This window comes from Bifidobacterium olomucense, assembly GCF_012932375.1.
Classification (GTDB): domain Bacteria; phylum Actinomycetota; class Actinomycetes; order Actinomycetales; family Bifidobacteriaceae; genus Bifidobacterium; species Bifidobacterium olomucense.
Genome location: NZ_JAAIIG010000003.1, coordinates 169,752 through 195,159, shown reverse-complemented (window position 1 = coordinate 195,159; position 25,408 = coordinate 169,752). Strand labels below are relative to the sequence as shown.

Here is a 25,408-nt window from a genome sequence, read left to right as displayed (position 1 = left end):
GTACTGTGTACAGTTACATGCCGGACCATTATTTAGTCAGGGAAGGATCCATGGACCTTTACGAATACCAGGCACGCGAGCTGCTTGAGGAACAGGACATCCCCACCCCGGGTGCCATCTTCGCACAGAACTCACATGAAGTGGCCGAGGCGGCGGACAAAATCGGTTATCCTTGCGTGATTAAGGCGCAGGTGAAGATTGGACATCGTGGTCAGGCCGGCGGCGTGAAAATTGCTCACAACCGCGATGAGGCCATTCTCGAATCCGAGGCCATTTTGCCGATGACCATTCACGGACACAAAGTCTCTGGCGTGCTTGTAGCTGAAGCCAAGAATATTCTGCATGAGTACTATGTGTCGATCTCTGTGGACCGTACCTCTCGTGATTTTGACGTGCTTGCTACCGCCAATGGCGGCACGGAAGTGGAAGAGATCGCCAAGGAACATCCGGAATCGGTCAAGCGTCTGCATATTGAAGCGCTCGGCGATTTTGACCTTGAAGCTGCCACTAAAATGGCAGAGAGCATTGGTTTCTATCATGCTGATGTAGATCAGGCAGCTCAGATTCTACTCAAAATGTGGCGATGCTTCAAAGAGAACGATGCAACGCTTGTGGAGATCAACCCGTTGGCCAAAATCGGTGACCCGGATGACGAATCCACCAAGCAGCTGTGCGCCTTAGATGCGAAGATCTCGCTTGATGATAATGCCGCATTCCGTCATGGCGGTTGGACACGTTTCGTGGATCCAATTGTTCCTGATCCGTTCGAGCAGAAAGCCCGTGAACATGGCTTGCACTATGTGCATCTGCGTGGCGAGGTCGGTGTAATCGGTAACGGCGCAGGACTGGTCATGAGCTCCTTGGATGCTGTTTCTGGTGCAGGCGAGGAGCAGGGAACCGGTATCAAACCTGCTAATTTCTTGGATATCGGCGGCGGTGCGTCTGCGGCTGTAATGGCTGGCAGCCTTGAGATTGTATTGTCCGATCCGCAGGTCGAATCGGTGTTCATTAATGTCTATGGCGGTATCACTTCTTGCGTGGAAGTTGCCAATGGTATTTTGGAAGCCGTCAAGACGCTTGGTAGCTCAAAACCGATTGTGGTCCGTTTCGATGGCAACGCTGCGGCAGAAGGTCTGCATATTCTGGCTGAAGCCAACAATCCGATCATCCATGTGTCTCAGACCATGGAAGGTGCTGCACAGAAAGCCGCCCAGCTTGCCGCTGAGGCCGTCGGTTCCAAGGAGGTTCGCTGATGCTGTTCATTGAAGACGGTGCCCCAGTAATCGTTCAGGGCATGACTGGCCATCAGGGCATGACCCATACTGCACGCATGCTAAGGGCCGGCACCAACATCGTCGGCGGTGTAAACCCCCGCAAGGCGGGAGCCACCGTCACCTTCCCCGGTGCCAAGGGTGAGAAGGATGCAGATATTCCGGTGTTCGCCACTTGTTCCGAAGCTCGCAACGCTACGGGCGCCAAGGCCAGTGTGGTCTTTGTACCGCCTCGCTTTGCCAAAGACGCAGTAGTCGAGGCTGTTGAAGCTGGAATAGAACTGGTGGTAGTTATCACCGAAGGTATTCCTGTCGCCGATTCTGCCTATTTCGTAGAACTGGCGCTGCAGAAAGGCGTACGTATCATCGGGCCGAACTGCCCGGGGCTTATCACGCTGGGTGATCCTGGAGTCAATCTCGGCATTATTCCTGATGGCATTGTCGGCCGCGGCCCGTTAGGCTTGGTTTCCAAATCCGGTACGCTGACCTATCAGCTTATGGGTGAACTTTCGGATATTGGTTTTACTGCATGCTTGGGTGCCGGCGGTGATCCTATTGTCGGTACCACGTTGCTGGAAGCTCTTGAGGCTTTTGAGGCAGATCCGAACACCAAGGCTGTGATGATGATCGGCGAAATTGGTGGTTTTGCAGAGCAAGAGGCAGCGGCTTGGGCTAAAGAACATATGACCAAGCCGGTCGTGGCCTACATTGCGGGCTTCACTGCCCCTGAAGGCAAGCAGATGGGTCATGCCGGCGCGATTGTCTCCGGAGGCAAGGGTACTGCTCAGGATAAGAAGAATGCCCTCGAAGCCGCTGGAATTCCGGTCGGCAAAACGCCAGGACAGGCGGCGCAACTTATGCGCGACGTGCTCGACAAGGCCAATATCGCGTAAGTGCAGTTCACCGACCGTATGAAAACAATGATTCGTCAATGGATGCGAGGTGTCTGCGCGGCATTCGCATCCATGGCTATCTATGCCATTGCAGTGGGTTGCTATATAGCTCTGATGCTATTGGTCATCTCAATGGAAGAGGGCAGCTCCAACCTTACTAATGCCACGTATGGGCTGACTCTAGCTGTGGTGTTGCTCAGTGAAGGCTCCGGCTTCAAAACCGGTTCCATCACACTTACCATCACGCCGTTGCTGCTTACCATTATGTTGATCTGGCTAATTGGTGCAGTCGTGTCGCGTTGCAGGAAAACCAATGTCCATGTGTATGCGGCTGGGTTGATTACCTGGTTGGCAATGAATGAGTTCATGCGAAGCGGTGTCAGTGTAGGTCTTGTCGATGATCAATGGCTTGTGCTCGGTAAAGCGGCGCTTATTTTCTCTCTCGGATTTGCAGGTGCCACCTTCCCATATAGCAAATTGATGAAGAATTGTTTGCATTGGTATCGCCAGCATGTTCCAATCCGAATTCGGCATAGTTTGAACATCGGAGTGTTGATAGCCGCAGTCCTTGCCGGTGTATATTTGGCTGTCGGTTTGATCACTGTGGTGGTATGGGCCGTGCTGAATCATGCTGCGGTCTTTTCTGTCTTTAGCATGTCCGGTATGGAGACCGGATCTCGTATCACCACTAGCTTGGCTATGCTTATCTGGCTGCCAAATCTCGCACTGTGGGCCGTTTCATGGTTGTTTGGCGCGGGATTTGCTATAGGCGATTTGGCCAATTTCACGTTGTGGGTCGGACAATCCAATGGGCTACCGGCGGTTCCGCTGTTTGCCATATTCCCCGAACCTATATCCAATGACATGTGGCGCATGGCGGCGTTGGCAGCTCCCCTCACTATCTCCTGCATCGTCGGATTGCTGACCTTGTTCATACCGCAGGGCTTCCGCTATCGGCCTATCAACGTTCGCCATGTCGAAAGCCGTTCCTCACTGGTGGCGGATCTGGCATACCCGATCGCTTCGTTCTGCTTAGCCGCAGGACTCATTTCTTTGGCATTCACTACGTTGTTCGCATTGTCCAATGGCTCACTAGGCGAACAACGGCTTGCACAGGTCGGCGTCAACGTAATGGCTTCTACAAGGGCTGTAGGACATGCGACAGCTATCGGACTGAGTATTGCGTGGCTCGTGGCGTTGATTAGCACGGCACTTGTTTTTTCGATAGTCTGGATAACTGAGAGGATCAGGAATCCCCGTTCCGGAAATATCCCACACAAAAACGGAACAACGGAGCGGCGCACCATCGTATCTCAATCCCCACAATCCAAGGAGGAACAGGAATGACAACCACAAACCGGCCGATACGTCGTGCACTGGTTTCCGTCTTCCATAAGGAAGGCATCGAAGTGCTCGCCGAGGCTTTTGTGAAGGCGGGTACCGAAGTCGTATCCACAGGCTCTACTGCCAAGAAGCTGGCGGAACTGGGAGTCAAGGTAACCGAGGTATCCGATGTCACTGGATTCCCCGAATGTTTGGACGGACGTGTCAAGACGCTGCATCCCTACATCCATGCCGGCATTTTGGCTGATATGACCAATCCTGAACATGCCAAGCAGCTTGAGGAATTTGGTATTAAGCCGTTTGATCTCGTGGTAGTCAATCTGTACCCGTTCGCCGATACGGTACGAAGCGGAGCGAACGAAGCGGATACCATCGAGAAGATTGATATCGGTGGGCCGTCCATGGTTCGCGGCGCCGCCAAGAACCACGCCACCGTAGCCATTGTCACTGATCCGAATGACTATGCCTTGGTTGCGTCCCGGGTCGCCGATGGCACCGGCTTCTCCTTGGCGGAACGCAAATGGTTGGCTGCCAAGGCTTTCGCGCACACCGCAGCCTATGACGCCACTATCAACGAGTGGACTGCCAAGCACTGGCCCAAGCCGGATACGTTGGCTACAGCGGAAATCGACCACGACGATCAAGGCAGTGAAGTCGATACGGCTAAGTTCCCCGCACAATTCACCCGTACATGGGATCGTGCGCATACGCTGCGCTACGGCGAGAATTCCCATCAGCAGGCGGCCCTGTACGTTGATCCGCTCAATCAGACCGGCTTTGCACACGCGCAGCAGCTTGGCGGAAAGCCGATGAGCTATAACAACTACGTTGATGCCGATGCTGCATGGCGCACGGTCTGGGACATGGCTCCTTCAATTGCGGTGGCAGTAGTCAAGCACAACAATCCATGCGGTCTGGCCATTGGCGCTACTGCGGCGGAAGCTCACAAGAAAGCTCATGCCTGCGATCCGATGAGCGCCTATGGCGGTGTGATCGCATGCAATTCCACCGTGACACTAGAGATGGCTGAAAGCGTACGTCCCATCTTCACGGAGGTTATTGTCGCTCCCGACTATGAGCCTGCCGCATTGGAACTGCTGCAGACCAAGAAAAAGAATCTGCGTATCCTAAAGGTGGCCGAACCGCCAAAGGGTCACGAGGCTATTCGCCAGATCGATGGCGGCCTACTGGTGCAGGATACGGATCTGATTAACGCGGTGGGCGATGATCCGGATGCGTGGAAGCTGGTTGCCGGTGAGGCGGCGGATGCCGAAACTCTGAAGGATTTGGTATTTGCATGGCGCGCGATTCGTTGTGTCAAGTCCAATGCCATTCTGTTGGCCCACGATCAGGCCACAGTCGGCATCGGCATGGGACAGGTCAATCGTGTCGACTCCTGCCATCTGGCAGTCGAGCGTGCCAATACGTTGGCCGACGGTGTTGACCGTGCCGCCGGTTCAGTGGCTGCTTCTGATGCATTCTTCCCGTTTGCCGATGGTGCTCAGGTGCTTATCGACGCAGGCGTCAAAGCGATTGTCCAGCCCGGAGGCTCGATTCGCGATGAAGAGGTTATTGATGCGGCCAAGAATGCTGGTGTGACGATGTACCTGACCGGCACTCGCCACTTCTTCCACTGATCGTTATTCAATCATCGTATAATCGGCTCTCCCTCTTGCGAGGGGGAGCCCTGTCATATATTCATATATGCCCGATCTCACAGGAAAGCAGCATTATGCATAATCATCCCTATGTATCTGAAGCTCACGAAGGCAAACCTTGGTTCGAGTGGATTGTTCTCGGCGTCATCATTGCCGCCACGCTGCTTGCTGTCTGTGGATATACGATGGCCGCCACGGTGGTTATCGCCGTGACGGCCATAATGACTGGACTTATCCGTCTGATACTGCGCGACCACAGCCCATGGAAGGTCCGTTCAGTCGCGTTTGACTCCTTCATCGGCATCGCTTTGGGAGTCGGATTGCTGATCACGTACTTCAGTTTCTTCGGTCTGCTCAACAGCTTTTTGATCTGAACGAGCATCATCCTGTGCAGCTGATTGGTCGAAGAATACACCGTCTTCGGTCTCTTCGGAGTTGCCACGAACGGCATCTTCGGTGACTTCAGCATTCACTGCTTCGTCCGAAGCATTCGGTTTGGCTGTGGTGGCCATCTGCACGATGATCATCGCCAATGACACAACTGCAGCGGCAAGAATCGGGCTGATCCAGAACACCCATAACTGCTGGACCGGATTCTGGTCAAGTCCTTGGTTTATGGCGGCTAACGCAATGCCGGTAGAACGTGCAGGATTGAGACCAGCACCGGTTACCGTATAACTCATTGCGGCAGCCAGCCCATAGGCAAGACCCATGGTTGTTGCATGTCGATCAGATGATTCACCGTGCTCGCCCAGTGTGGACATGGCAGCGGATACTACGATCAAGCTGGCGACAGTTTCAACGACAATCGCCAACGTCACCGAGAACGTAATGCCGTACTGAGATAATACTGAGTATGCCACAGAGCCTTTTTCAAATCCGTTCACAGCCGGAGTCAGCCACACCTTGGCAGTCACCTGTTCGGAGGTAGGCAGCAACTTGACCACTGCGAAACCAGCAGCGACAGCACCTAGCACTTGCGCCACTACATACAGCAGGCCATCCACAGCTCGGGTCTTCGAGGACAATACCGCGGCGACGGTGATGGCTGGATTGAGTTGTCCACCGGAAATACGGGAGAATATGGCGGTAACTACCGCGTAAGCTAGGCCGGTGGCCAAGGCGAAGAACACGATATTGATGCCGAATACGGCAGAGCCCCATGTCGAGAAAGCATAAACAGCAAAGCACAGCAAGAAGCTGCCGGCGAGTTCGGCGCATGCTCGCAACGCCAACGGCATTTGCTTGGTTTCTTCCATGATTATTCCTTTTTGTCAATTGCCGGAAGGCGGGGTGCCTCCACGCAAACGGTGTCAGTCTACCAGTAGTCCGCCTCTGCGGTATTATGGAAACGTTGGAATTCGCTGGGAACAACCAGTTTCACCAACAATACAGAACCATATTGCACACATCGACAGGATTCCCTGTCTGGCCACGTTGGGAGAACGATGCCAAACGCATATTCTCGCGCTGCTAAGGCGCATGATGATTCCAATTCCATTCGTTTGCAGAAACTGCTCGCTCAGGCTGGTTTCGGTTCCCGCCGCAAGTGTGAGGACATGATTACCGATGGTCGTGTCGAAGTGGATGGTGAGCTGGTTACCGAGCTCGGCACTCGCGTCGATCCGAAAAGGCAGCAGATTCGTGTAGACGGTTCACGTGTTCGGATTAATCCGAACCATGTAACGCTGGCGCTCAACAAGCCCCGCAAGGTGCTTTCCGCTATGGAGGATCCGAAGGGACGTTACACACTGCGAGATATCGTAGGGGACAAGTACGAGCGCATTTTCCATATGGGTCGTCTGGATTACGATTCAGAAGGCCTTATTCTTATGACCAATGACGGTGAATTGTCGCAGCACGTCATGCACCCGAAGTATGAGGTGGAGAAGACCTATATCGCGACCTTGGAAGGGCGCATCTCCGGTACCGTATGCCGGCGTCTGGTAAATACCGGAGTCCAGCTCGATGACGGATGGATCAAGTTGGATCATTGTGCCATCATCGATTCTTCCCGTGACGTAACGTTGATTAAAGTCGTACTGCATTCGGGCAAGAACCGTATCGTGCGTCGTATTTTCGGTTCGATCGGATTCCCGGTGAAGCGATTGGTACGTACGCAAATCGGGCCGATTAAACTCGGTGATCTGAAGTCCGGCTCGTACCGCGTACTCTCCCAGACCGAAGTTCGTTCGCTGTCCAAGGAGGTTGGTCTGTGATTCGTGTAGCCATTGACGGTCCTGCCGGCGTCGGCAAATCGTCTACTGCCAAGTCGCTGGCGAAATATTTCGGTTATGCGTATCTGGATACCGGTGCCATGTACCGAGCCTGCGCATGGTGGTGCATGAAACAGGGCATTGATCTTGATGCCGAGACCATTGATGAGCGGATCGTTACCGAAACCGTGGGAGAGTTCTTCACCGGTGATCATTTTGATATTTCGGTAGATCCGTCTGCCCCCAAGGTATACGCCGATGGTGAGGATATTTCCGAAGCGATTCGATCGTCTGAGGTTTCCTCTCACGTGTCCAAAGTCTCGAATGTCATTCCCGTGCGCAATGTCCTTATTGCCGCGCAGCGTGCGTATATTGCGCGAGAGGCATCTGCCGACTCATTCTCTGAAGGACTCGGTATCGTGGCTGAAGGGCGTGACATCACCACCGTGGTGGCGCCGGATGCCGAGGTTCGAGTACTGCTGACCGCCCGTGAGGAGGTGCGTCAGGCACGACGCACCGGGCAGGCTGTCAAGGGAGTCGGCGTTGAGGATGTAGCCGCCCGAGATAAGGCGGATTCCAAGGTCACCAGTTTTATGACCGCTGCTGACGGAGTTACCACCATAGACAATTCGGATATGGATTTCGAGCATACACTTGATGTACTGATCGGCTTGGTGGAAGAAGCCATCGAGAATCAGGAGTATGAACAATATGCAGCCAACCTGGAAGGTTATGAGCTTGACGAAGGCGATGAGGCGCTGATTTCCGGCCGTGACTTTACGGAAAGCGGTCGCCAGTTCGGTCCTAAGCCTGTAGGTGTTCTGGCGATTGTCGGACGTCCGAATGTGGGCAAATCTTCGTTGGTGAACCGTATTCTCGGACGTCGCGCCGCCGTCGTGGAAGATACGCCCGGTGTGACCCGCGATCGTGTCAGCTATGATGCGGAATGGGCTGGTACTGATTTCAAGCTAGTCGATACGGGCGGCTGGGAAGCCGATGTGGAAGGCATTGAATCAGCTATCGCTTCGCAGGCACAGGTGGCTGTTCAGCTTGCTGATGCCGTGGTGTTTGTGGTAGACGGACAGGTAGGTCTGACTTCCACGGATGAACGCATAGTCAAACTGTTGCGCGCCTCCGGCAAACCGGTGACCTTGGCGGTTAACAAGATCGATGATCAGGCCAGCGAGTATCTTGCGGCCGAATTCTGGAAGCTGGGTTTGGGGGAGCCGTATTCGGTTTCCGCCATGCATGGCAGAGGCGTCGGTGACTTGCTGGATGCTGCGCTTGACAAGCTAAGGAAGGCCGAGAAGACCTCTGGTTTTCTGACTCCTTCCAGTCTGCGACGCGTGGCTTTGGTCGGTCGCCCCAATGTAGGCAAATCCTCTCTGCTGAATCAGCTGGCACGAGAAGAACGTTCCGTGGTCAATGACTTGGCAGGCACTACGCGTGACCCGGTCGACGAGATCATTGATATTGATGGCGAGGACTGGCTGTTCATCGATACCGCCGGCATCAAGCGCCGCCAGCATAAGCTCAAAGGTGCGGAGTATTACTCGTCGCTGCGTACGCAGGCTGCCATTGAGCGTTCCGAGCTGGCCCTGATTCTGTTTGATGCTTCTCAGCCGATCTCCGATCAGGATTTGAAAGTCATGTCCACGGCAGTGGATGCAGGACGCGCAATTGTGCTTGTCTTCAATAAGTGGGACGCAATGGACGAGTTCGACAAACAGCGTCTGGAGCGTTTGTGGATTACCGAATTCGACCGTGTGACATGGGCGCAGCGAGTGAATCTGTCCGCCAAGACGGGCTGGCATACCAATCGTCTGGCCAATGCAATGCGCTCCGCTCTGGAATCCTGGGATCAGCGTATTCCTACTGGAAAGCTCAATGCTTTCCTCGGCAAGATCCAGGCAGCCCATCCGCACCCATTGCGTGGTGGCAAGCAACCTCGTATATTGTTTGCCACACAAGCATCCACTCGTCCACCACGATTCGTTATCTTTGCGACTGGTTTTCTGGAGCATGGTTATCGTCGATATATCGAACGATCGTTGCGCGAGGAATTCGGCTTTGAAGGTACACCGATCCAGATTTCGGTGAATATTCGAGAAAAGAAGCAAAAGAAGGCGACACGCTGATTGATTTTGACTCCAGCGGCCTTTACGGTAGTCTATCCAAATGTTGCTTTTGCAACATCGGGCCGTAGCGCAGTTTGGTAGCGCACTTGACTGGGGGTCAAGGGGTCGCGGGTTCAAATCCCGCCGGCCCGACAATTAACCCGGAACCTTTGTGGTTCCGGGTTTTTCGTTATATTTGTTTTTTCCTGTACCTGTTGCACGAGGCGAATTCCACAAATTCTGGCGTTTCTGCAGAATGATGCGGAAAAAAATCAGGGGAGTAGGTAGAATAAGAGATTATGACTGATCCGATTCCAAGCGCAGGTGAAACCACCATCATTGGTCTGCCTGCAATTAATGTATTGCCCATTACCACTACCGGTGATCGTCCGCTTACGCAAGAGGACTTGGATACGATTACCAGGTTGTCTGAGGGAACGGCTCTGCTCATTTCCGCTAGGGGAGCGGTATCTGGTTCCCGTTATTTGCTTGACGAAGATGAAATCACCGTGGGGCGCGATCCTCGGGCAGATATTTTGCTGGATGATTCTACGGTGTCTCGTCAACATGCGGTGTTCCGTAGAGTTAACGGTACTTTCTACGTGGTTGATGCAGGTAGCTTGAACGGTACGTACGTTAACCGTCAGCGTGTGGACCAAGTCGCATTGAAGAATGGCGATGAAATTATGATCGGTAAATTCCGGCTCGTCTTCTTTACTAAATCCGCCATTATTTCACGGTAACCATCGTTGGAATGTAGAAATTACCACGGCAGTCTGTTTCCTTTTGCCGTAGTAGTCGATGCAGAATGAACAATGAGTGCAGGGGAGAGGGATATGGAACAGACTCATTTGTCTTTACATGTTCCTCTCGTGGAACGCACGAATCTCAATGACGGTGCAATTCAAGGGGAATTGTTTTCAAGTCCTGACATTGAAGAAATCACACGCGGATATCGGGGGACTGTCGCCTCGAAAATAGCCGGTATAACCTATCGTCAACTGGATTATTGGGCACGTAAACAAATCGTGGAGCCGTCCATTAATCCATCCCATGGTTCAGGATCTCGCCGGCTGTATTCATTTAAAGATGTGGTTATTCTTGCCGTTTCAAAAAAGTTGCTTGATGCTGGCGTAAACCTTCAAAACGTCACTGCAGCCATTGGCTTCCTTACCCAACGAACTACAGCGCAGTTGGCCGATGTAACCATTATGTGTGATGGCCAAACAGTGCATGAATGCACGACGAGTGAACAAATGCTTGAACTGTTGCGTAGTGGCAAAGCGGTATTTGCGGTTTCCGTGGGATCGCTTTGGCATCAGATCGCAGTTGCTCTGGATCATGAGGATTATGTAGATCTTAAGAATCAGCCATCAACTGGACGAACTGTACGACCAATCGATGAACTTACCGCCATGCGTATGCGGAAAAAGATTGAAGCGCAACGATTGCAGCGCAAAGAATCTTACGACTGATCGGATAAAACACGTTCTATGTTTAACGTCAACAATCTTTTACCTTTCGTATTATGGCTTTCCGCTGCTGTTTTAGCAATATTTATTATTGTTGTGACAGTACATCGCGGCCAATTGCTGAAGTCTCGTTCCCGCAGATCCTATGTACATATGGTCAGCTGGACCATGGTCAGACTGCATGTTATGTCATTTATTATGGCGTTATTGCCTTTTCCGGTTTATATGCTGATTGCCGATGACCTTGATAGTATATTCCGCAATTGGTATGAACGTGTCGGTATCTTTGGGGCCATCATTATCTCGATTCTGGTATTGGCGGAAATCGTAACCATGTACTTTCAGGCACGCCATGCTATGGAATCTGAGATGGATCAACGATTGAAATCTGCAATCGGCAAACGATAAGTGGAGTTTTTCTAAATAGCCGATAATGTACGTTATGTCAGATTGGATAGAGTGACGATAAAAAGGCACCAGAGGATTCACTCCTGCACAATTCAATCTGACATTCTCATCACTCGTTGATCTCGCTCCCCTCGGTGGTAACAGCAACGTCACTGCTTGAAGACAGCGAGATCAGTCGGCAGAATCAGTGTGTTGGAAATATCGGTTAACCGCGTCTTCAAGTTGGTCGGTGGTCTCAATGATTTCGTAGACACCGTGTTCTTCCATCTCACCGGCTGGAGCATAACCCCAACGACAACCGATAGTGTCGAGACCACAAGCGCGAGCACCGTCAATATCCGTGTAACGATCGCCGATCATCACGGCACGGTCACCGGCGTCACCATCAAAACCGATCTTGTCGAAACAATAACGGATCACTTGATCCTTGTCGAGCCGGGTGTTGTCTTTAGACGCGCCATATATTCCATCCAATAGCTCGGTGAGATGGAAATGCTCGCAGATCGGTACACATTGATACTCCGGCTTGCAGCTGGCCAGTGCCAGATAATAACCATCCGCGCGTAGCTTAAGCAGTTGCTCACGAATTCCCGGAAACACTACATTTACCAAACGGCCAGGCACTTTGTTACCAGGTTCATTTGGATCGTCGAATACGGCTTTATCGGCGTAATAGCTGCGGTAGATGTCTACAGCACGATCCAGCTCAGCCTCTGGCACATGGTTACGTTGCAAGGATTCGATGATCGCAGGCCCGATGAAACGATGCAACTCGGCGTCGTCCGGCACAGGACGGCCAAGAGCCTCAAACGTCTTCACGACGGATGCGATGATGCCTCCATCAGACTTGGTCAGTGTGCCATCGAGATCCAGCAGGACCACTTTTCTCGGGTGTTGTGCCATGAGGTCTTCTCCCCTGTCATTCATCTTGTACTTGGTGCACGTGCAAACCATCCGATTACTGGCCGATGGGCTCAATCGCAACGCGCTACATACCAGCAATGATTATGCCCAGCCGTCATGACTGGGCATATAGTTCACGTGTTGTTCATTTAGAATGTATTACCGCACTGTACGAGTATCACTCGTAGTCGGGAATCCACCCATCGCGATGCATCTGCAAACGCTTTTCCAGAAGAGTGGCAAGCTCCTCTTCGCTACGACGTTCAAGCAACATATCCCAATGCGTACGGGTCGGTTTGCTGATTTCGTCGCCCTCACGGTCGCCGTCGCCTTCGCGATGAGCCACGGAACCGCAGCGGCACTCCCACTCGTCTGGTACTTCAGCACCCTCTGCAAACGGCAGAATTGTACGATGACCCTTCGGGCACACATACGCTACATCATTTCGTGCAGCGAAATCAACATTGTCGTCGGACTCCAACGACTTCGCGCCGATGCTCATACCCCTCAGGCTGCGTTCTGCCATATCGGCATCCTCCTTGAATCACATGTAACCGTATTACTGTACGTAACAGTTCGGACGAGATCGATATTCCGGTTTCACCTGAACTGAACTATTTTATTCTTTCCTGATACTTACTTGACGATACGTCATTTGACGTCACATCTTATGAGAATCCCGTGAATTCTTACTCCACGCCGGAATACGCCACAATACCGCGATTAACGGCATCGGCAGCGTGGCGCGCGGTATCTGCTAGCGCATCTCCCCCATCTACAGGTAACGGTCCAGCAACCGCGATCTGCTGCAGCACATCCGATAACCGTTTAGCGGTACGCACGAAGTCGCCTCCGGTCATGTCTGTGCCGTAGAGACATGCGGCGAGAGACGAACCGTCCGCCCATTCGTACATCACATCAAGGAGACCGCAATCTGGTTGCTGCAACTCCTCCAGTCCGTGATCTTCGCACATCGTATTGATATCCGCACAAATGTTTTGGAGTTTAGATGAGGCGATAGCGATTTTGCCGGTAATGCCACCGGGATAGTGTCTTGGTTCGCCGCCTGTGCCGCGTCTTGCCTCATAGACCAGTGAGGAAAGCACGGCGGCCAGTCCCCTGTCGTCAAGGTTATTGAATATGCCGGCGAGTAACGCTTCGCAAAGTTCCAAATCATGTTCGCTATAGATACGACGTAACAGATGGCCTTTATCTGTCAGAGTCATGTCGACCTTGCCGTTTGCATGGCTCTCCACATCAAGGTAACCGAGACGGGCAAGGATATCGCAGATAAGATCGAACTGGCGAGCCACGGAGCCAGTGCGTGAATCATAACGGTTCTGAACACGTTCCAACTCACGTTTCTCACGCGCCCAACGATGTCCCCATTTGAGATGCTGCTGCAAATCAGGACAGTTACGGCATGGATGTTGCTGCTCTTTCTGACGTAACTGTCGAATTCGTTGATCGAGTGCGGCAAAAGCTGCGGAACGTTCCTTATCGGTCAAGAACATCTCTCGTTTAAGGCTGCGACGTCCATCTTTTTCGATGGAGCTTAACTCCATACGAATAGTCATGAATTCACGGAAATCACCATGACTGCACTGGAATGCCCGCTCATAGCCGTCCAGCGCAGTTTTCAATGTTGTGATTTGGGATTCCAGCTGCCAGGCGGACTCGTTGGCTTCCCACTGAGCGAATGACTGATCCAATGTTACGCGAGCGGTTTCGTAATCACTGGAGTTCAGCAGGTTCACTGCCATATTGAAGGTGGGGCGGAAACTCGAGTGTAATGGATATACACGCTTGGAAGACAAAGCTGCGGCAGTAGCCGGCACAAAACCATGATGATCGACGACGATGGCATGACCGATGGTATCAATGCCACGACGTCCCGCACGACCGGTCAGCTGGGTGAATTCACCGGGAGTCAGACTCACATGCCCGGTACCATCAAATTTCTCAAGTTTTTCAACTACAACGCATCGAGCGGGCATATTGATGCCCAGAGCCAGTGTTTCGGTAGCAAACACCATTTTGACGAGCCCCTCCTCGAACAGGCGCTCGACAATTTGACGGAACAAGGCAATCATGCCTGCATGGTGAGAAGCGAAACCCTCCTCCAACGCGAAGCGAAACTTTGAAAACTGAAGCGCTTTCAAGTCTTCTTGTGCCAGTTGGCCGTCCACCATCTCATCTACGATGCGACGAATTCTTATCGCTTCCTGATCGGTTGTCAGTTCAAGCCCGGCATTAATGCATTGTTCCACGGCCTGATCGCAACCATTGCGAGAGAAGATGAAGTAGATTCCGGGCAGCATGTCAAGAAAATTCAGCTCATCCACCACAGCCCATCGGCGAGGTGTGTGGCGTTCGGGCTGTGGCATATGGCCAGTGCGTCCCTCTTTGCCCTTTCCTCGTCCTGAACGACCTGCGCGTTTTTTATCCGGCCTTTCTTCGCCGCGTCGTCTTGCCGCTTTCCGATCGAGTTGATCAAGCCGGTTGATCAACTCGGAATTAAGCTTAAGCGTCTGGTGCCCTTGAGCATCTCTGCGATATAAATCAAACACTTCGGGCTCAGTATGCTCATCCGCTTGTACCATTACGTGTTGTTCCAGTGGCACGGGACGGTGTTCGCTGATTACCAGCTTGGTGTCTCCTCGTACTGAGGAGATCCAATTAGAGAAATCCTCTACATTGGATACCGTCGCAGACAGGCCTACGATCTTCACGGATTTCGGCAGGTGGATGATTACTTCTTCCCATACGGGGCCGCGGAACCTATCCGCGAGATAATGCACTTCATCCAGAATCACATAGCGTAATGCGTTCAGTGTTGAAGAACGCTCATAAAGCATGTTACGCAAGACCTCAGTGGTCATGACCACAATGTCCGCTTCGGAATTGATGGATGTGTCGCCGGTCAGTAAACCCACGCGATCCGAACCATAGACTTCCACGAGATCATGGTATTTTTGATTGCTTAACGCCTTGATGGGAGTGGTGTAGAACGCTTTGACGTTACGCTCTTGTGCTAGAAAGATGGCAAAATCCGCTACGACGGTTTTGCCGGCACCGGTAGGCGCGGCCACCAGTACATTGCTGTCGGCTTCTAACGCCTCATTGGCCTCGGTCTGGAAATCATCGAGTTCGAACGGCAGAGTAGCGGCGAAACGAGCCGCCACCGACATACGTTGCCGTTGTACTTTGCGGAAAGTGGCATATCGTTGCGAAGGACTGAGGTTATGTGATTGTGAGTCTTCCTTGCTGTGATGGTGACGTACCATGATGCCTTTCCGCCTCATGCCGGTTGTGCAATATCCATATCGCACAACCAAAAATGGTTAGTTGTTAAAACGTTTCCAGCGATTCCATGCTTGGACGTGACGATTCCGCTTGTCGGCTTTGCGACGAAGTACTTGTGCATGTGCATCCGAATATCGCTCTTGCGCAACGATCAGTGGCTGAACGAATAGAGGTACTTCATGACTCTCGTCAGATGATTTGCTCTCTGTCATAGCGGAGATGCGTTCCCCTACACGTTCTCCCGTATGAGCTATATCTTTCAGCGAATGAGCTCCATGTATACCCGCATAAACGAATCCGCCGATAATCATCGTCAGCATGAACAAGGCAAGAATCAACCATATCCACCACGGCATAAGTGTTTCTTCCTTACTTGCTGTCGTCGCTGATGCTCAGCTCACGTTCGGCTCGGGCAATAATCATCGTGCGAAGCGTTTCTGGAGCCACTGCAGCAATATGCCGTGCATGAGCGATGCAGAACGCTACAAACCAAGAATCGGAGGAAACGGTCAGATGAACCTTCTCCCCCTCCCCATACGGCTCAATGGTTGCGCCGGGAAGGGTTTTGGTGAACGACAAATCCCGCTGATCGGTGATGAACACCGCTTCGGTGCCGTTGTCAAAGCTCCATTTGCGCAACTCACTGACCGGCATATTCGGAATATCAAGCTGCTTGGTGGGCTTGACCAGCTCTGCCTTCTCGATACGGGCCAGACGCAGCACCTGCCAGATTCGTGGCTTACCGTTGGCCTTGTCTATAGTTTTGTCTTTAGAAACAAACGCCTTCTTGTCTTTGGGTGCCGCCGCGCCGACATCGGTATACATTGCGGCGTAGTACACACCCTCATCGATAAAGATCTTCGCCGGAGCCACTAGTCTGCGCCTGGTGCGTCCTGTGCCATCAGTGTATTCCATATCCAACAAGGCGTCGGTATTGATGGCGCGCTTGACTTTGGAAAAACTGCGGGGCTCCAACTCATACCCGGTAAGACTCAGCCATGGAGTTTGTCCGGGGCTGACATGCTTGCGCAGACGCTCGTACAATGATTCAGCTTGACCACGTTGCTTGTCTGGAAGTAACGGAGAATGCGCCAAGTAGCTGACGGAAGCGGTCAGCATGCTGAGATACTGCGGCGAAATTCCAGCCAGTCGTTCCAACCCCAACGAATTGGTGGCTGAAACGATTCCCTCGGCATCCAACAGAGGCCAATCGATATCGAAGAACTGGCTACCGGCCATCTCGCCATCGTCAGACACCGTGGTCAATGTATTGATGTCCTTATGGATGATGTTGACGAATTTCTTCATCTCATCATCGTTCTTGGCTTTGCCGATGAACCGCTCAGCCAACTCATTCATGGAGAACTCTTCACCCAAATGAGCGGACAGGAAAAGCATCAAACGTAAGCGTCTATCGACTTCGCTTCCCGTCTGGAACGCAGAACCATTTTTCTTATTCTGAGCCTTGATGGATTCAGGATCACCCGGTTCACTGACATCGCGACTGATGGAAGGCGATACAACAGAAGCGCTGATCTGCCCGGCAGATTCATCTGCCAGCGCAAACAGAGATGCGGCATGAAGACGACGATGATAAGCGTCAACAGCTTCCTGCGGGCTGACTATGGTTGCACCGGGATGTTCCAACACGTACATGGCCAAATCATCGGAATCGGCATACGCCACGTTCAAGTGTTCACCATCCACATCAATGGTGGCGGCGAACCGCCGTGAATCGATGACCTTGACCAACGTATCAGGAATATGCTGTGTGCCCAGTCCTGGAGCGATGGAATCAAGTCCAAGGCCGGGAATCGGGGTCTGAGGCACGCGTGGTGTGGTGCGCGAGGCGTGTTGAGTCAAACGAGACTGATCCGGCTCCGAGGAGATGGACATAGAACGAGCCAGATAATTGGCTGCCGCAAGTACCGGCATATCCTCCGGTTCGAACATCAGACGGATGCGCGGTTCATCGCCAAGCTGAAGACGATAGGACGCAAAGTCCTGCCCTTCCGATTTAGAAGAATATTCAGGTTGCCGCGATTCGATGGCGATGCCCATAGCCGCCAACTTGGCACGATCACGCTGGAATTGCTTGGCAAATGCCGCCTTGGCGGCTTGATCTGCTAGCTCTCCATACGAATCCGCGTATGCCTTCACACGTTGCGCAATTTGGCGGGAAGTGAGCCATTGCGGGAACGCGGATGACAGCACAGCCAATACGTCTAGCTCGTGCTTGCCCCATTTGTCGGAAAAACGCCGACGTCCGCTTGTGCCCTCTGCCATTAGTCCTCACGTATAGTTAAAGTTTCGTTATAGGTGTGGGTTGTCCCACCTCTCTATATTAGAGGCTTTTTTTGCAGTTGCGTGTCATTTCGCGAAATTTGTATGTTTTTTGTTTTTCCGCGTGGCGTAGCAGATCACACCCAATCATCCGGCTCAATGCCCTGAGGACCAACATATTCGCCATTTGGCACATAACTGGGCTCGCCTTTATCCTCCAATTTTGCATCGGCAAACATGATCACATCGCGGCCGAATGTCCAATCACCTTGGATAGATACCGAATTGGCCGCGGCTAAGGAAGGAACCGCATAAGGGAATCGTTCATCGAAATCATGAATGTTCTTGTAGTATCGGGCGTCGAGTTCCACGTTCGGGAAAATGTAGTTGCCGTCTTCCATTTCGTACGAATCGGTGAGATGGAATCGATCGGAACGCATGATAAACAGGTCATTCGTGGTCTTGACTGGCAGGAATCGCATACGATCCACCTGCACGCAAATGGCACCGTTGAACAGTCCGATAGCAGCCCCCATGGCAGTTTCCAGCTGGATTACTTCTTCAGTATCCGGATTGGTGGGATCGACGGTCTTCTTGTTGCGAATTACCGGAAGAGGCAGGACGCCATCGTATTCCGCGAGCTTTGCCTTAAGCGCGTCGATACGGATCCAGATCGAATTCGTATTGAAATACGGATGCTTCTGGATATCCTGAGCCGCTTGTTTGTCATCCGGATGCACCTGACTCATTTCACGAAGCATCAGACGACCGGTAACTTTGTCACGCACGATATGGCCGCCCTTGCGATCCGCTTTGGTGCGGATTGCAACCTCAGCCATAAACGGTGCGCCGGTATTCTCGAAGTGCTGGGCCAAGGTACGTGAAGGTCTTGCTCCGAGGTTGTCGGAGTTAGAGATGAAGAGATATTCGAACCCGTGCTCCTGCAATGTATCCAGTAATCCCGACTCCCAGATGGTGGAGAACAGATCACCGTGCCCGGGCGGACACCATTCGAGATCCGGATTTTCGGGGAAGCTGACCGGTTCGCCGGTAGCCGCTACCAGTTTTGGCTCTTGATGCTGGATGATTTCCATCGGTACATCATGTTGTTCGAACTTGCGATGATGCTTCAACACCTTCATCGTGTCCGCAGAGGTACGGAACGAATTCATGAAGGTAAGCGGGAGCTCAACATTAAGTCTGGTCCGTGTGGTGAGCACCTGACCGATGATGATGTCGATAAACCGCATCTGCTTGGCCTTATGCCTACGCACCGGCAACAGTGATTTGGCGCAATCAAGTCCCATCGAGGTACCGAGACCGCCGTTGAGCTTCAGGAACGCGGTTTTGGCGAACGCATCGACCGCCTTGTCGTGATTAATGGTCTCATATACATCATGGAAGCTAGGCACTCGTTCGAGAGGCTCGATATCCTCTTCGCGAATCCAGCTGGAAGCTTCTTCATGACGCCACACGTCATAGAGATGATGGAACTGGTTGATTGCGGTTTCGCTCATACCGTGATCACGCATTTTCTGCGCGGAATGCTGAAACACCTCATTTTCAGCCTCGAACTTCTGCCGTTCGGCAAGCGCTTCCGCATCCAGCGCCGTATCGCCGGCGGCAACGGCATTGAGCTGGGCTTCATTGTTCAGTTCGGTCAATTCAGTTCCCTTTCGTATAACGACAATGCACTAGTCTAGCGCTTTTTATCGCGATCAAAGACAACAATATCCGTGTTCAATAGTGAAATATCAGTGAAGGCAACGGCAACGTCTGTCGTTTCGCAAACGCGATTATTGTTCGACGGGCTTTGCATATTGATTCTGTGCGGCATCTCGAACTTCATCGATAACGACATTGTCTGAGGATTCCACATCGACGTTCGCGCCGTATTTGACCTGCAGCTGGGCACCCACACCGCCAGCGATGTCTACTGCATTGGAAAGCTCTTGAGGGTTGCCAATCGCTTTGACGACATATGTCGGTGTGATGGAGACGCCATCCGCAATTAGCCCGTCTTCAGCATCTTGAATATAAGTGGATGCAACGACTCGGACATTGTTGATCGCGATGACCTCGGCTCCGGCGTTACGCAACTCTTCGATGAGATTGAACATGATCGAAGCATCCACTTTCGTGGTACCTCGGTCCACCTTAATGGTGACCCCTTTGCCCTTTGCCGGCAGTCTGCCAGAGATTAATCCGCTGGTTTCCTCATTCTGTTTTGCGATTTTTTCGGCCTGTTCTTGCTCGTCGGCCGCGGATCTCAGCGATTCCAGCTGACTGCTCAGCTGGTTTTTGCGTTGTTCGAGATTGGAAATCTGTGTATTTGATTCATTGAGCAAACGGACGAGTTCGCTTTCGTCCATGGTCTCGTATGTTGATTTGGTGTTGTTGATTTGACTCATGTAGGCAAATCCCAGCAGTGCGCACATCAGAGAGACCAACACGGAAGAAATCAGTCGGGAACGAGTCGATCCACGGTCCAGACGTTTTTTGGGCTTTTTACGTACCGTCGGGAAGGAGCCGGTTTCCATCCGATCGTTGACTTTGTCTTGCGCATGCTGATCGCGCATCTTATCGAGTAAAGTGTTCGACTGCTTTGTTCGCTTCATCGTCAGCTCCGGAAGATGAAACGTCTGATGGCGGACACGTTGGAGAAGATACGTATGCCCAACACAACGATGACAGCCGTCTGCAGCTGAGAGCCGACACCAAGCTGATTGCCGAGAAATACCAATAGAGTCGCGGTCAATACATTGGCAAAGAACGAAATCACGAATACGCGATCGGAGAAGCTGCGCTCGAAGTAGGCTCTGGCAGCACCCAGTAAGGCGTCAAGAGCTGCAACCACCATAATAGGAAGATACGGCTGCACAACAATGGGAATGTCTGGTTTGACGAACACACCGACAACCACGCCGATAATCAGACCTAGAACGGCTGCCATTACTCGTTCCTTTCCGCATATTGTATTTCGCTAGTAACCGCTGCCTTAAGTGTAATCGAATTGGATTTACTTACCTGCGGATAAATACCTGCCGCTTTGAACGATGCGTAGAGGTTTGGCAAATGTTCTTCATTCATAGCTTGTGCAAGCGTGTTTTTATTCCCGATGGCCTCGATGGAATAAGGACTCTCCACGGCACTCATACCAATAAGAATATGACCTCCGGCTTTGCGAATGGAGGTTTGTGCACCAAGCCTGTTTCCATTGATCGAAATGGCTTCAGCACCATTTTGGAACATCAGCGATACCAATAGCTGCAAATCGAGATCGGTGACGACACGAATACTACTGGTCGTACCCACACGATTGGAGGAAGTTCCCGACTGACTTGCGGCGATGGGATCCGCCAGACTCATCGTTATTCCTTCTCCAGCGACCGCTACTGTGCCATTGACCAACTCATCGCGTCGCAGTACATCGCTCTTCACACTGCCGGATATCCTCTTCGACTGTTCATCGACTTGACTGCGTAAATCATTCACTTGCGTAGTCAAGTCATCAATCTGGGAATTCCGGTTTTCCAGCTGACTCGCCAATGTTTGTCTAACCTGTTTGCGCGGATCAGACTGGAGCTGTTGCACGAACAGGGAGCCAGCGAATCCCACCCCGACACAGATGATGAAGACAATCACGCGATTCAACCATGTGACAATCACTGAATGATGTTCATGAACCAATCGAGAGTCGGAGAACATTGGATCCATCGGACGATTCACCAAATCGTCGATGAGTCTGAGTGAGTCGTCGCTCGTTTTACGTCTTCTACGGCTTCGAATAGCAGAAGCGTCATCGGGAGCAAGCGCATGGTGTGAATCCGCGCCGCGGAATGATCGAGAGAACACGGACCGACGGCGTACCGGTTCATTCTCCTTCGGCACGGGGAATGAAACCGGAGCCGACGTATCAGGCACCATATCGCTCACCCAGTTCCTTGCGAAGCAGACCGACGCCCTGACGGGTATAGATGTATCCGGCAAGCCAGTACATGGCAATGCCCCAGATACCCGCGGCAAGCGCAGCGAGGTACAACGTATGGAAGAACGTGGTACGACCAAGATCCGCAAAAATGAGGCCCACAATGGACATCATAAGCAGCGCGGTTCCTGTTTTTCCAACGAAATGGACAGGCAAAGGCCCGTATCCATACTGTGCCAGCCAGAGTACTTGAATAGCCATCCACAGGTCCCTTAAGCCGACCACAATCAGCATCCACCAAGGAATGATACCGGCTATACCGAGCGCGAGAATCGAGCAGAAAATCAGTAAGCGGTCAGCGATTGGATCAAGAATCTGACCAATCTTGCTCACCTGATTGAACTTACGCGCGATAATGCCGTCCAACCCGTCCGAAGCCGAAGAAACAGCAATCAGAATCAGGGAAGCAAGCATCTCATGCCGTGAGATCAACACCGTAATGAATGGTATCGAAATAATGCGAAACGCACTGATGAGATTCGGCACGGTGAAATAGATGTCACGTGCTTCCGGACTATAGCGCGTGTTCATATTCTGCTGATTGGTCATGCGCAGAGCCGCTGCCTACATACGTGATGCCTGAAGGGCAGTGACGATGATGCCCCGAGCGCCAACTTCGTACAAGTCATCCATAAGCTGATTGACTTTCGCCTTCGGCACCATGACGCGTACCGCATTCCACTGCTTGTCATGCAACGGAGAGATGGTTGGACTCTCAAAACCAGGAGTCACCGCCACGGCAGCTGCCACCTTACTCACCGGAATATCGTAATCCATGAGCACATACTGATGAGCGGTAAGCACGCCACGCAAGCGACGAGACAGTACCGCAAGACGAGGATCGTGTTCATCAATACGAGGCGAACGAATCAGGCATGCCTCAGAGTGCATGAGCGGTTCGCCGAACACTCGCAGGCCGGCGTTGCGCAGGGTGGTTCCAGTGGAGACCACGTCGGCGATGAGATCGGCTACACCGAGCTGCACGGAGGATTCAACCGCGCCGTCCAAATGGATGGTCTCGGCTTCGACGCCGTGCTCTACGAGGTAGTCGTGGACGAGTTTGTCGAATGTGGTAGCCACGCGCTTGCCTTGAATATCCTCAAGCTTGGAGATCGGGGATTCGTTCGGGGCGGCGAAGCGGAAGGTGGAGGCACCAAAGCCCAACGGCAGGTGCTCGATGGCTTCCGTACCGGAGTTCTTCAGCAAATCCTCGCCAGTGATGCCAACGTCAATGGCTCCGCGTCCCACATATACGGCAATATCAAGCGGACGCAAATAGAACAGCTCGATGTCGTTGTCCGGATCCTGGACGACGAGCTGGCGCGGATTGGTGCGCAAGCGGTAACCGGCTTCAGCCAGCATGTTCCATGCGGGCTCGGAAAGCATGCCCTTGTTTGGTACAGCGATTCTCAGCATGAGTGCTCCTCTCCCCTGACGGGAGTCTGGTTCAGCGCGATTGATTGGTGTGATGATTATAGCGGGCGAGAACAGAGTGCCTCAGACCTCGCCCACTGACAGTGCTCACAGGTGCTTGTATACGTCCTCAAGGGTCAAGCCATGCTTGATCATCATGACCTGCACGTGGTAGATAAGCTGGCTCATTTCCTCTGCGGTGCGATCAGCGCCTTCATATTCGGCGGCCATCCAAGTTTCGGAGGCTTCTTCAACGATCTTCTTGCCGATGAAGTGGGTCCCCTTGTCGAGTTCGTCAACAGTCAGAGAGCCTTCGGGACGGGTCTGGGCTTTCTCGCTCAGTTCAGCAAACAGGGATTCAAACGTCTTCATTGTTTATGTTTCCTTGGGATCGTATATGGGTTTGCACTTGTATAAGTGCGTGGCCGGTTAAACGATGACCACGCTTATGCCGCAACGACTCAGTCCTTGTAAGCGGCCTCGGCCTTGGCACGAATGTCATCGATGGCCTGAGCAGGGCTTTCGGCACCATAGACAGCGGAACCGGCCACGAGCACGTCGGCACCTGCCTCGGCCACGATGTGCGCGGTCTTGGGACTCACGCCGCCATCGACCTGGATGCGGGTCTTGAGGCCGCGGCGGGTGATCTCGTCACGCAGGCGACGGACCTTGGCCATCTGGTTGTCGAGGAACTTCTGACCACCGAAGCCGGGTTCTACGGTCATGACAAGAACCATGTCGAATTCGTCGAGAATGTCGAAAATCGGCTCGACCGGCTCAGCCGGACGCACCGCAAAGCAAGCCTTGCAGCCCATGTCACGCAACTGGCGGGCGAGACGCACTGGGGCATGAGTGGCACCCATGTGGAAGGAGACGGAGGCAGCACCGAGCTTAGCGTATTCGGGAGCCCAACGGTCCGGATCCTCAATCATGAGGTGCACATCCACGGGCAGGTCGGTGACCTGGCAGATTCGACCCACGATCGGTTCACCGAGGGTCAGGTTCGGTACGAAATGATGATCCATCACATCGACGTGGACCAGATCAGCATTGGAGATGGCCTTGAGGTCACGCTCAAGGTTGCAGAAATCGGCGGACAGGATGCTGGGGGCAATTGCAATACTCATGGTTTACTACCTTATCTTTCAAATCGGACTTGCACTGTATGCCGCCCGGTTTGTGCATTATTGTTAACGGTTCTTTTGCTTGTTCTTTTCTTCTTCGACGCGTTGGCGTTCGAGTTCGTCCGCGGTGACCTCCTGCAGTCTGCGTGTCTGGGCTTCCACATCCGGTCCATACTGGTAGAGCACCACGAAGAGGATGCAACCGGCGACAAACACGATGATGGCTGTCCAAACGTTTGTTCGCAGACCCAGAATCACCGTGGAGTAGTTGATGCGCACGTTTTCTATCCAAGTACGACCTAGTCCGTACCACATCATGTACATGGCAAACTGTTGTCCGGCCTTGAGACGGTCGGCCAGCTTACGCCCGAGGAAGACGATCAATGCGGCGCCGATGAGGTTCCAGATCATCTCGTACAGGAAAGTGGGGTGGAACAAAGTGGTGGTGTAGTCCGGGCACTGGGAGCCGTTGTAACAGATCTCGGATTTGCCGATAGCGTCCGCATCGTTGAGTTTCAGACCCCACGGCAAGTTGGTAGGCCATCCGTAAAGCTCTTGGTTGAACCAGTTGCCTAGACGCCCGATGGCCTGAGCAACCAGCAAAGCGGGAGCGATGGAATCAGCGAAGATGCCGAACGGATAATGCCTATGCCGGCACCATAGGAAGGCGGTCAGCGCACCCACGGAAATGCCTCCGAAGATGGCCATGCCGCCTTCCCACACCTTGAGGATGTTCACCAGTTCACCGGTAGGCGGAAAGTAGGCACTCGGCGTGGTGATGCAGTGGTAGAGGCGTGCGCCTACTAACGCACAGGGCACGGTCACCAGCGTAGTGTCAAGAATCTGGTCGAAATTGCCGCCGTACCGCTTCCACCGTGTAGTAAGAATCCATACAGCTACGCATATGCCGATCAAGATGCAGATGGCGTACATGTGGATGGTGAACGGACCGACCTGGAATTTGGAGAAGGTCGGCGAAGGAATATAAGCCAGATTCATAATGCCTCGTATT

General features: G+C 52.6%; 25 protein-coding genes and 1 tRNA gene. 11 read left to right on the top strand and 15 right to left on the bottom strand.

Annotated elements, in window-relative coordinates; genetic code table 11:
• The first annotated feature begins 50 nt into the window (after positions 1-50).
• The 5 genes from sucC (at position 51) to G1C97_RS12430 (ending at position 5,540) form a co-directional block, all read left to right on the top strand.
• Entirely contained in the window at positions 51-1,253 is a 1,203-nt protein-coding gene (gene sucC, locus G1C97_RS04575) for an ADP-forming succinate--CoA ligase subunit beta (protein WP_169240750.1), read from the top strand.
• Positions 1,253-2,164, top strand: coding sequence for a succinate--CoA ligase subunit alpha (sucD, locus tag G1C97_RS04570; protein ID WP_205832524.1), 912 nt, complete (start codon positions 1,253-1,255; stop codon positions 2,162-2,164). Before sucC ends, sucD begins: the two co-directional genes overlap by 1 nt.
• Complete coding sequence (locus tag G1C97_RS04565; RefSeq protein ID WP_470287752.1) at positions 2,165-3,511, top strand: cell division protein PerM; 1,347 nt, start codon at positions 2,165-2,167, stop codon at positions 3,509-3,511.
• The gene (gene purH / locus G1C97_RS04560; RefSeq protein WP_240951007.1) at positions 3,508-5,145 is read left to right on the top strand and encodes a bifunctional phosphoribosylaminoimidazolecarboxamide formyltransferase/IMP cyclohydrolase; all 1,638 of its coding nucleotides are present in this window, start codon (positions 3,508-3,510) and stop codon (positions 5,143-5,145) included. Before G1C97_RS04565 ends, purH begins: the two co-directional genes overlap by 4 nt.
• Before the next feature lie 95 nt (positions 5,146-5,240).
• Positions 5,241-5,540: a DUF3017 domain-containing protein gene (locus G1C97_RS12430; RefSeq protein ID WP_335341327.1), complete on the top strand. Its 300-nt coding sequence runs from the start codon at positions 5,241-5,243 to the stop codon at positions 5,538-5,540.
• Here G1C97_RS12430 and G1C97_RS04550 read toward each other — a convergent pair.
• Positions 5,442-6,425, bottom strand: coding sequence for an MIP/aquaporin family protein (locus G1C97_RS04550; protein ID WP_169240748.1), 984 nt, complete (start codon positions 6,423-6,425; stop codon positions 5,442-5,444). The genes G1C97_RS12430 and G1C97_RS04550 overlap by 99 nt on opposite strands.
• 189 nt (positions 6,426-6,614) lie before the next feature.
• Between G1C97_RS04550 and G1C97_RS04545 the strand changes: the two genes are divergently transcribed.
• The 6 genes from G1C97_RS04545 to G1C97_RS04520 all read left to right on the top strand — a co-directional run bounded on the left by G1C97_RS04545 (position 6,615) and on the right by G1C97_RS04520 (position 11,379).
• Entirely contained in the window at positions 6,615-7,385 is a 771-nt protein-coding gene (locus G1C97_RS04545; RefSeq protein ID WP_169240747.1) for a pseudouridine synthase, read from the top strand.
• On the top strand, positions 7,382-9,520 hold the full coding sequence (gene der / locus G1C97_RS04540) for a bifunctional cytidylate kinase/GTPase Der (protein ID WP_169240746.1): 2,139 nt from the start codon (positions 7,382-7,384) through the stop codon (positions 9,518-9,520). Before G1C97_RS04545 ends, der begins: the two co-directional genes overlap by 4 nt.
• A 58-nt stretch (positions 9,521-9,578) precedes the next feature.
• Positions 9,579-9,652 (top strand) — tRNA-Pro (locus G1C97_RS04535).
• Positions 9,653-9,798: 146 nt separating this feature from the next.
• Positions 9,799-10,242: an FHA domain-containing protein gene (locus G1C97_RS04530; RefSeq protein WP_100495735.1), complete on the top strand. Its 444-nt coding sequence runs from the start codon at positions 9,799-9,801 to the stop codon at positions 10,240-10,242.
• Between the two features lie 93 nt (positions 10,243-10,335).
• Positions 10,336-10,974 (top strand): MerR family transcriptional regulator, encoded by a 639-nt coding sequence (locus G1C97_RS04525; RefSeq protein WP_169240745.1) that lies wholly within the window; start codon positions 10,336-10,338, stop codon positions 10,972-10,974.
• Between the two features lie 18 nt (positions 10,975-10,992).
• Positions 10,993-11,379, top strand: coding sequence for a hypothetical protein (locus tag G1C97_RS04520; protein ID WP_169240744.1), 387 nt, complete (start codon positions 10,993-10,995; stop codon positions 11,377-11,379).
• A 171-nt stretch (positions 11,380-11,550) separates the two neighbouring features.
• Here the strand turns inward: G1C97_RS04520 and G1C97_RS04515 are convergent, their stop codons facing one another.
• The 14 genes from G1C97_RS04515 to lgt all read right to left on the bottom strand — a co-directional run bounded on the left by G1C97_RS04515 (position 11,551) and on the right by lgt (position 25,395).
• Positions 11,551-12,282: an HAD hydrolase-like protein gene (locus G1C97_RS04515; RefSeq protein ID WP_169240743.1), complete on the bottom strand. Its 732-nt coding sequence runs from the start codon at positions 12,280-12,282 to the stop codon at positions 11,551-11,553.
• 178 nt (positions 12,283-12,460) lie between these two features.
• The gene (locus G1C97_RS04510; protein WP_169240742.1) at positions 12,461-12,808 is read right to left on the bottom strand and encodes an RNA polymerase-binding protein RbpA; all 348 of its coding nucleotides are present in this window, start codon (positions 12,806-12,808) and stop codon (positions 12,461-12,463) included.
• Positions 12,809-12,971: 163 nt separating this feature from the next.
• Positions 12,972-15,569, bottom strand: a complete 2,598-nt coding sequence (locus tag G1C97_RS04505) for a DEAD/DEAH box helicase (RefSeq protein WP_169240741.1) — start codon at positions 15,567-15,569, stop codon at positions 12,972-12,974.
• Positions 15,570-15,626: 57 nt separating this feature from the next.
• A complete protein-coding gene (locus G1C97_RS04500) occupies positions 15,627-15,944 on the bottom strand; it encodes a hypothetical protein (protein ID WP_169240740.1) in 318 nt (105 codons plus the stop codon).
• 13 nt (positions 15,945-15,957) lie between these two features.
• Positions 15,958-17,874, bottom strand: coding sequence for a helix-turn-helix transcriptional regulator (locus G1C97_RS04495; protein WP_169240739.1), 1,917 nt, complete (start codon positions 17,872-17,874; stop codon positions 15,958-15,960).
• Positions 17,875-18,008: 134 nt separating this feature from the next.
• Positions 18,009-19,535 (bottom strand): UTP--glucose-1-phosphate uridylyltransferase, encoded by a 1,527-nt coding sequence (locus tag G1C97_RS04490; RefSeq protein ID WP_205832523.1) that lies wholly within the window; start codon positions 19,533-19,535, stop codon positions 18,009-18,011.
• A gap of 132 nt (positions 19,536-19,667) precedes the next feature.
• Entirely contained in the window at positions 19,668-20,489 is an 822-nt protein-coding gene (locus G1C97_RS04485) for a DUF881 domain-containing protein (protein ID WP_169240738.1), read from the bottom strand.
• A 2-nt stretch (positions 20,490-20,491) separates the two neighbouring features.
• The gene (locus G1C97_RS04480) at positions 20,492-20,824 is read right to left on the bottom strand and encodes a small basic family protein (RefSeq protein WP_100495726.1); all 333 of its coding nucleotides are present in this window, start codon (positions 20,822-20,824) and stop codon (positions 20,492-20,494) included.
• Positions 20,824-21,798: a DUF881 domain-containing protein gene (locus G1C97_RS04475; RefSeq protein ID WP_169240895.1), complete on the bottom strand. Its 975-nt coding sequence runs from the start codon at positions 21,796-21,798 to the stop codon at positions 20,824-20,826. Before G1C97_RS04475 ends, G1C97_RS04480 begins: the two co-directional genes overlap by 1 nt.
• Positions 21,788-22,408 (bottom strand): CDP-alcohol phosphatidyltransferase family protein, encoded by a 621-nt coding sequence (locus tag G1C97_RS04470; RefSeq protein ID WP_169240737.1) that lies wholly within the window; start codon positions 22,406-22,408, stop codon positions 21,788-21,790. Before G1C97_RS04470 ends, G1C97_RS04475 begins: the two co-directional genes overlap by 11 nt.
• A 15-nt stretch (positions 22,409-22,423) precedes the next feature.
• Entirely contained in the window at positions 22,424-23,275 is an 852-nt protein-coding gene (hisG, locus tag G1C97_RS04465; protein WP_100495723.1) for an ATP phosphoribosyltransferase, read from the bottom strand.
• A 105-nt stretch (positions 23,276-23,380) separates the two neighbouring features.
• The gene (locus tag G1C97_RS04460; RefSeq protein WP_100495722.1) at positions 23,381-23,644 is read right to left on the bottom strand and encodes a phosphoribosyl-ATP diphosphatase; all 264 of its coding nucleotides are present in this window, start codon (positions 23,642-23,644) and stop codon (positions 23,381-23,383) included.
• An 89-nt stretch (positions 23,645-23,733) separates the two neighbouring features.
• Positions 23,734-24,399, bottom strand: a complete 666-nt coding sequence (rpe, locus tag G1C97_RS04455; RefSeq protein WP_100495721.1) for a ribulose-phosphate 3-epimerase — start codon at positions 24,397-24,399, stop codon at positions 23,734-23,736.
• Positions 24,400-24,462: 63 nt separating this feature from the next.
• Positions 24,463-25,395 (bottom strand): prolipoprotein diacylglyceryl transferase, encoded by a 933-nt coding sequence (gene lgt, locus G1C97_RS04450; RefSeq protein WP_169240736.1) that lies wholly within the window; start codon positions 25,393-25,395, stop codon positions 24,463-24,465.
• Positions 25,396-25,408: the final 13 nt, after the last annotated feature.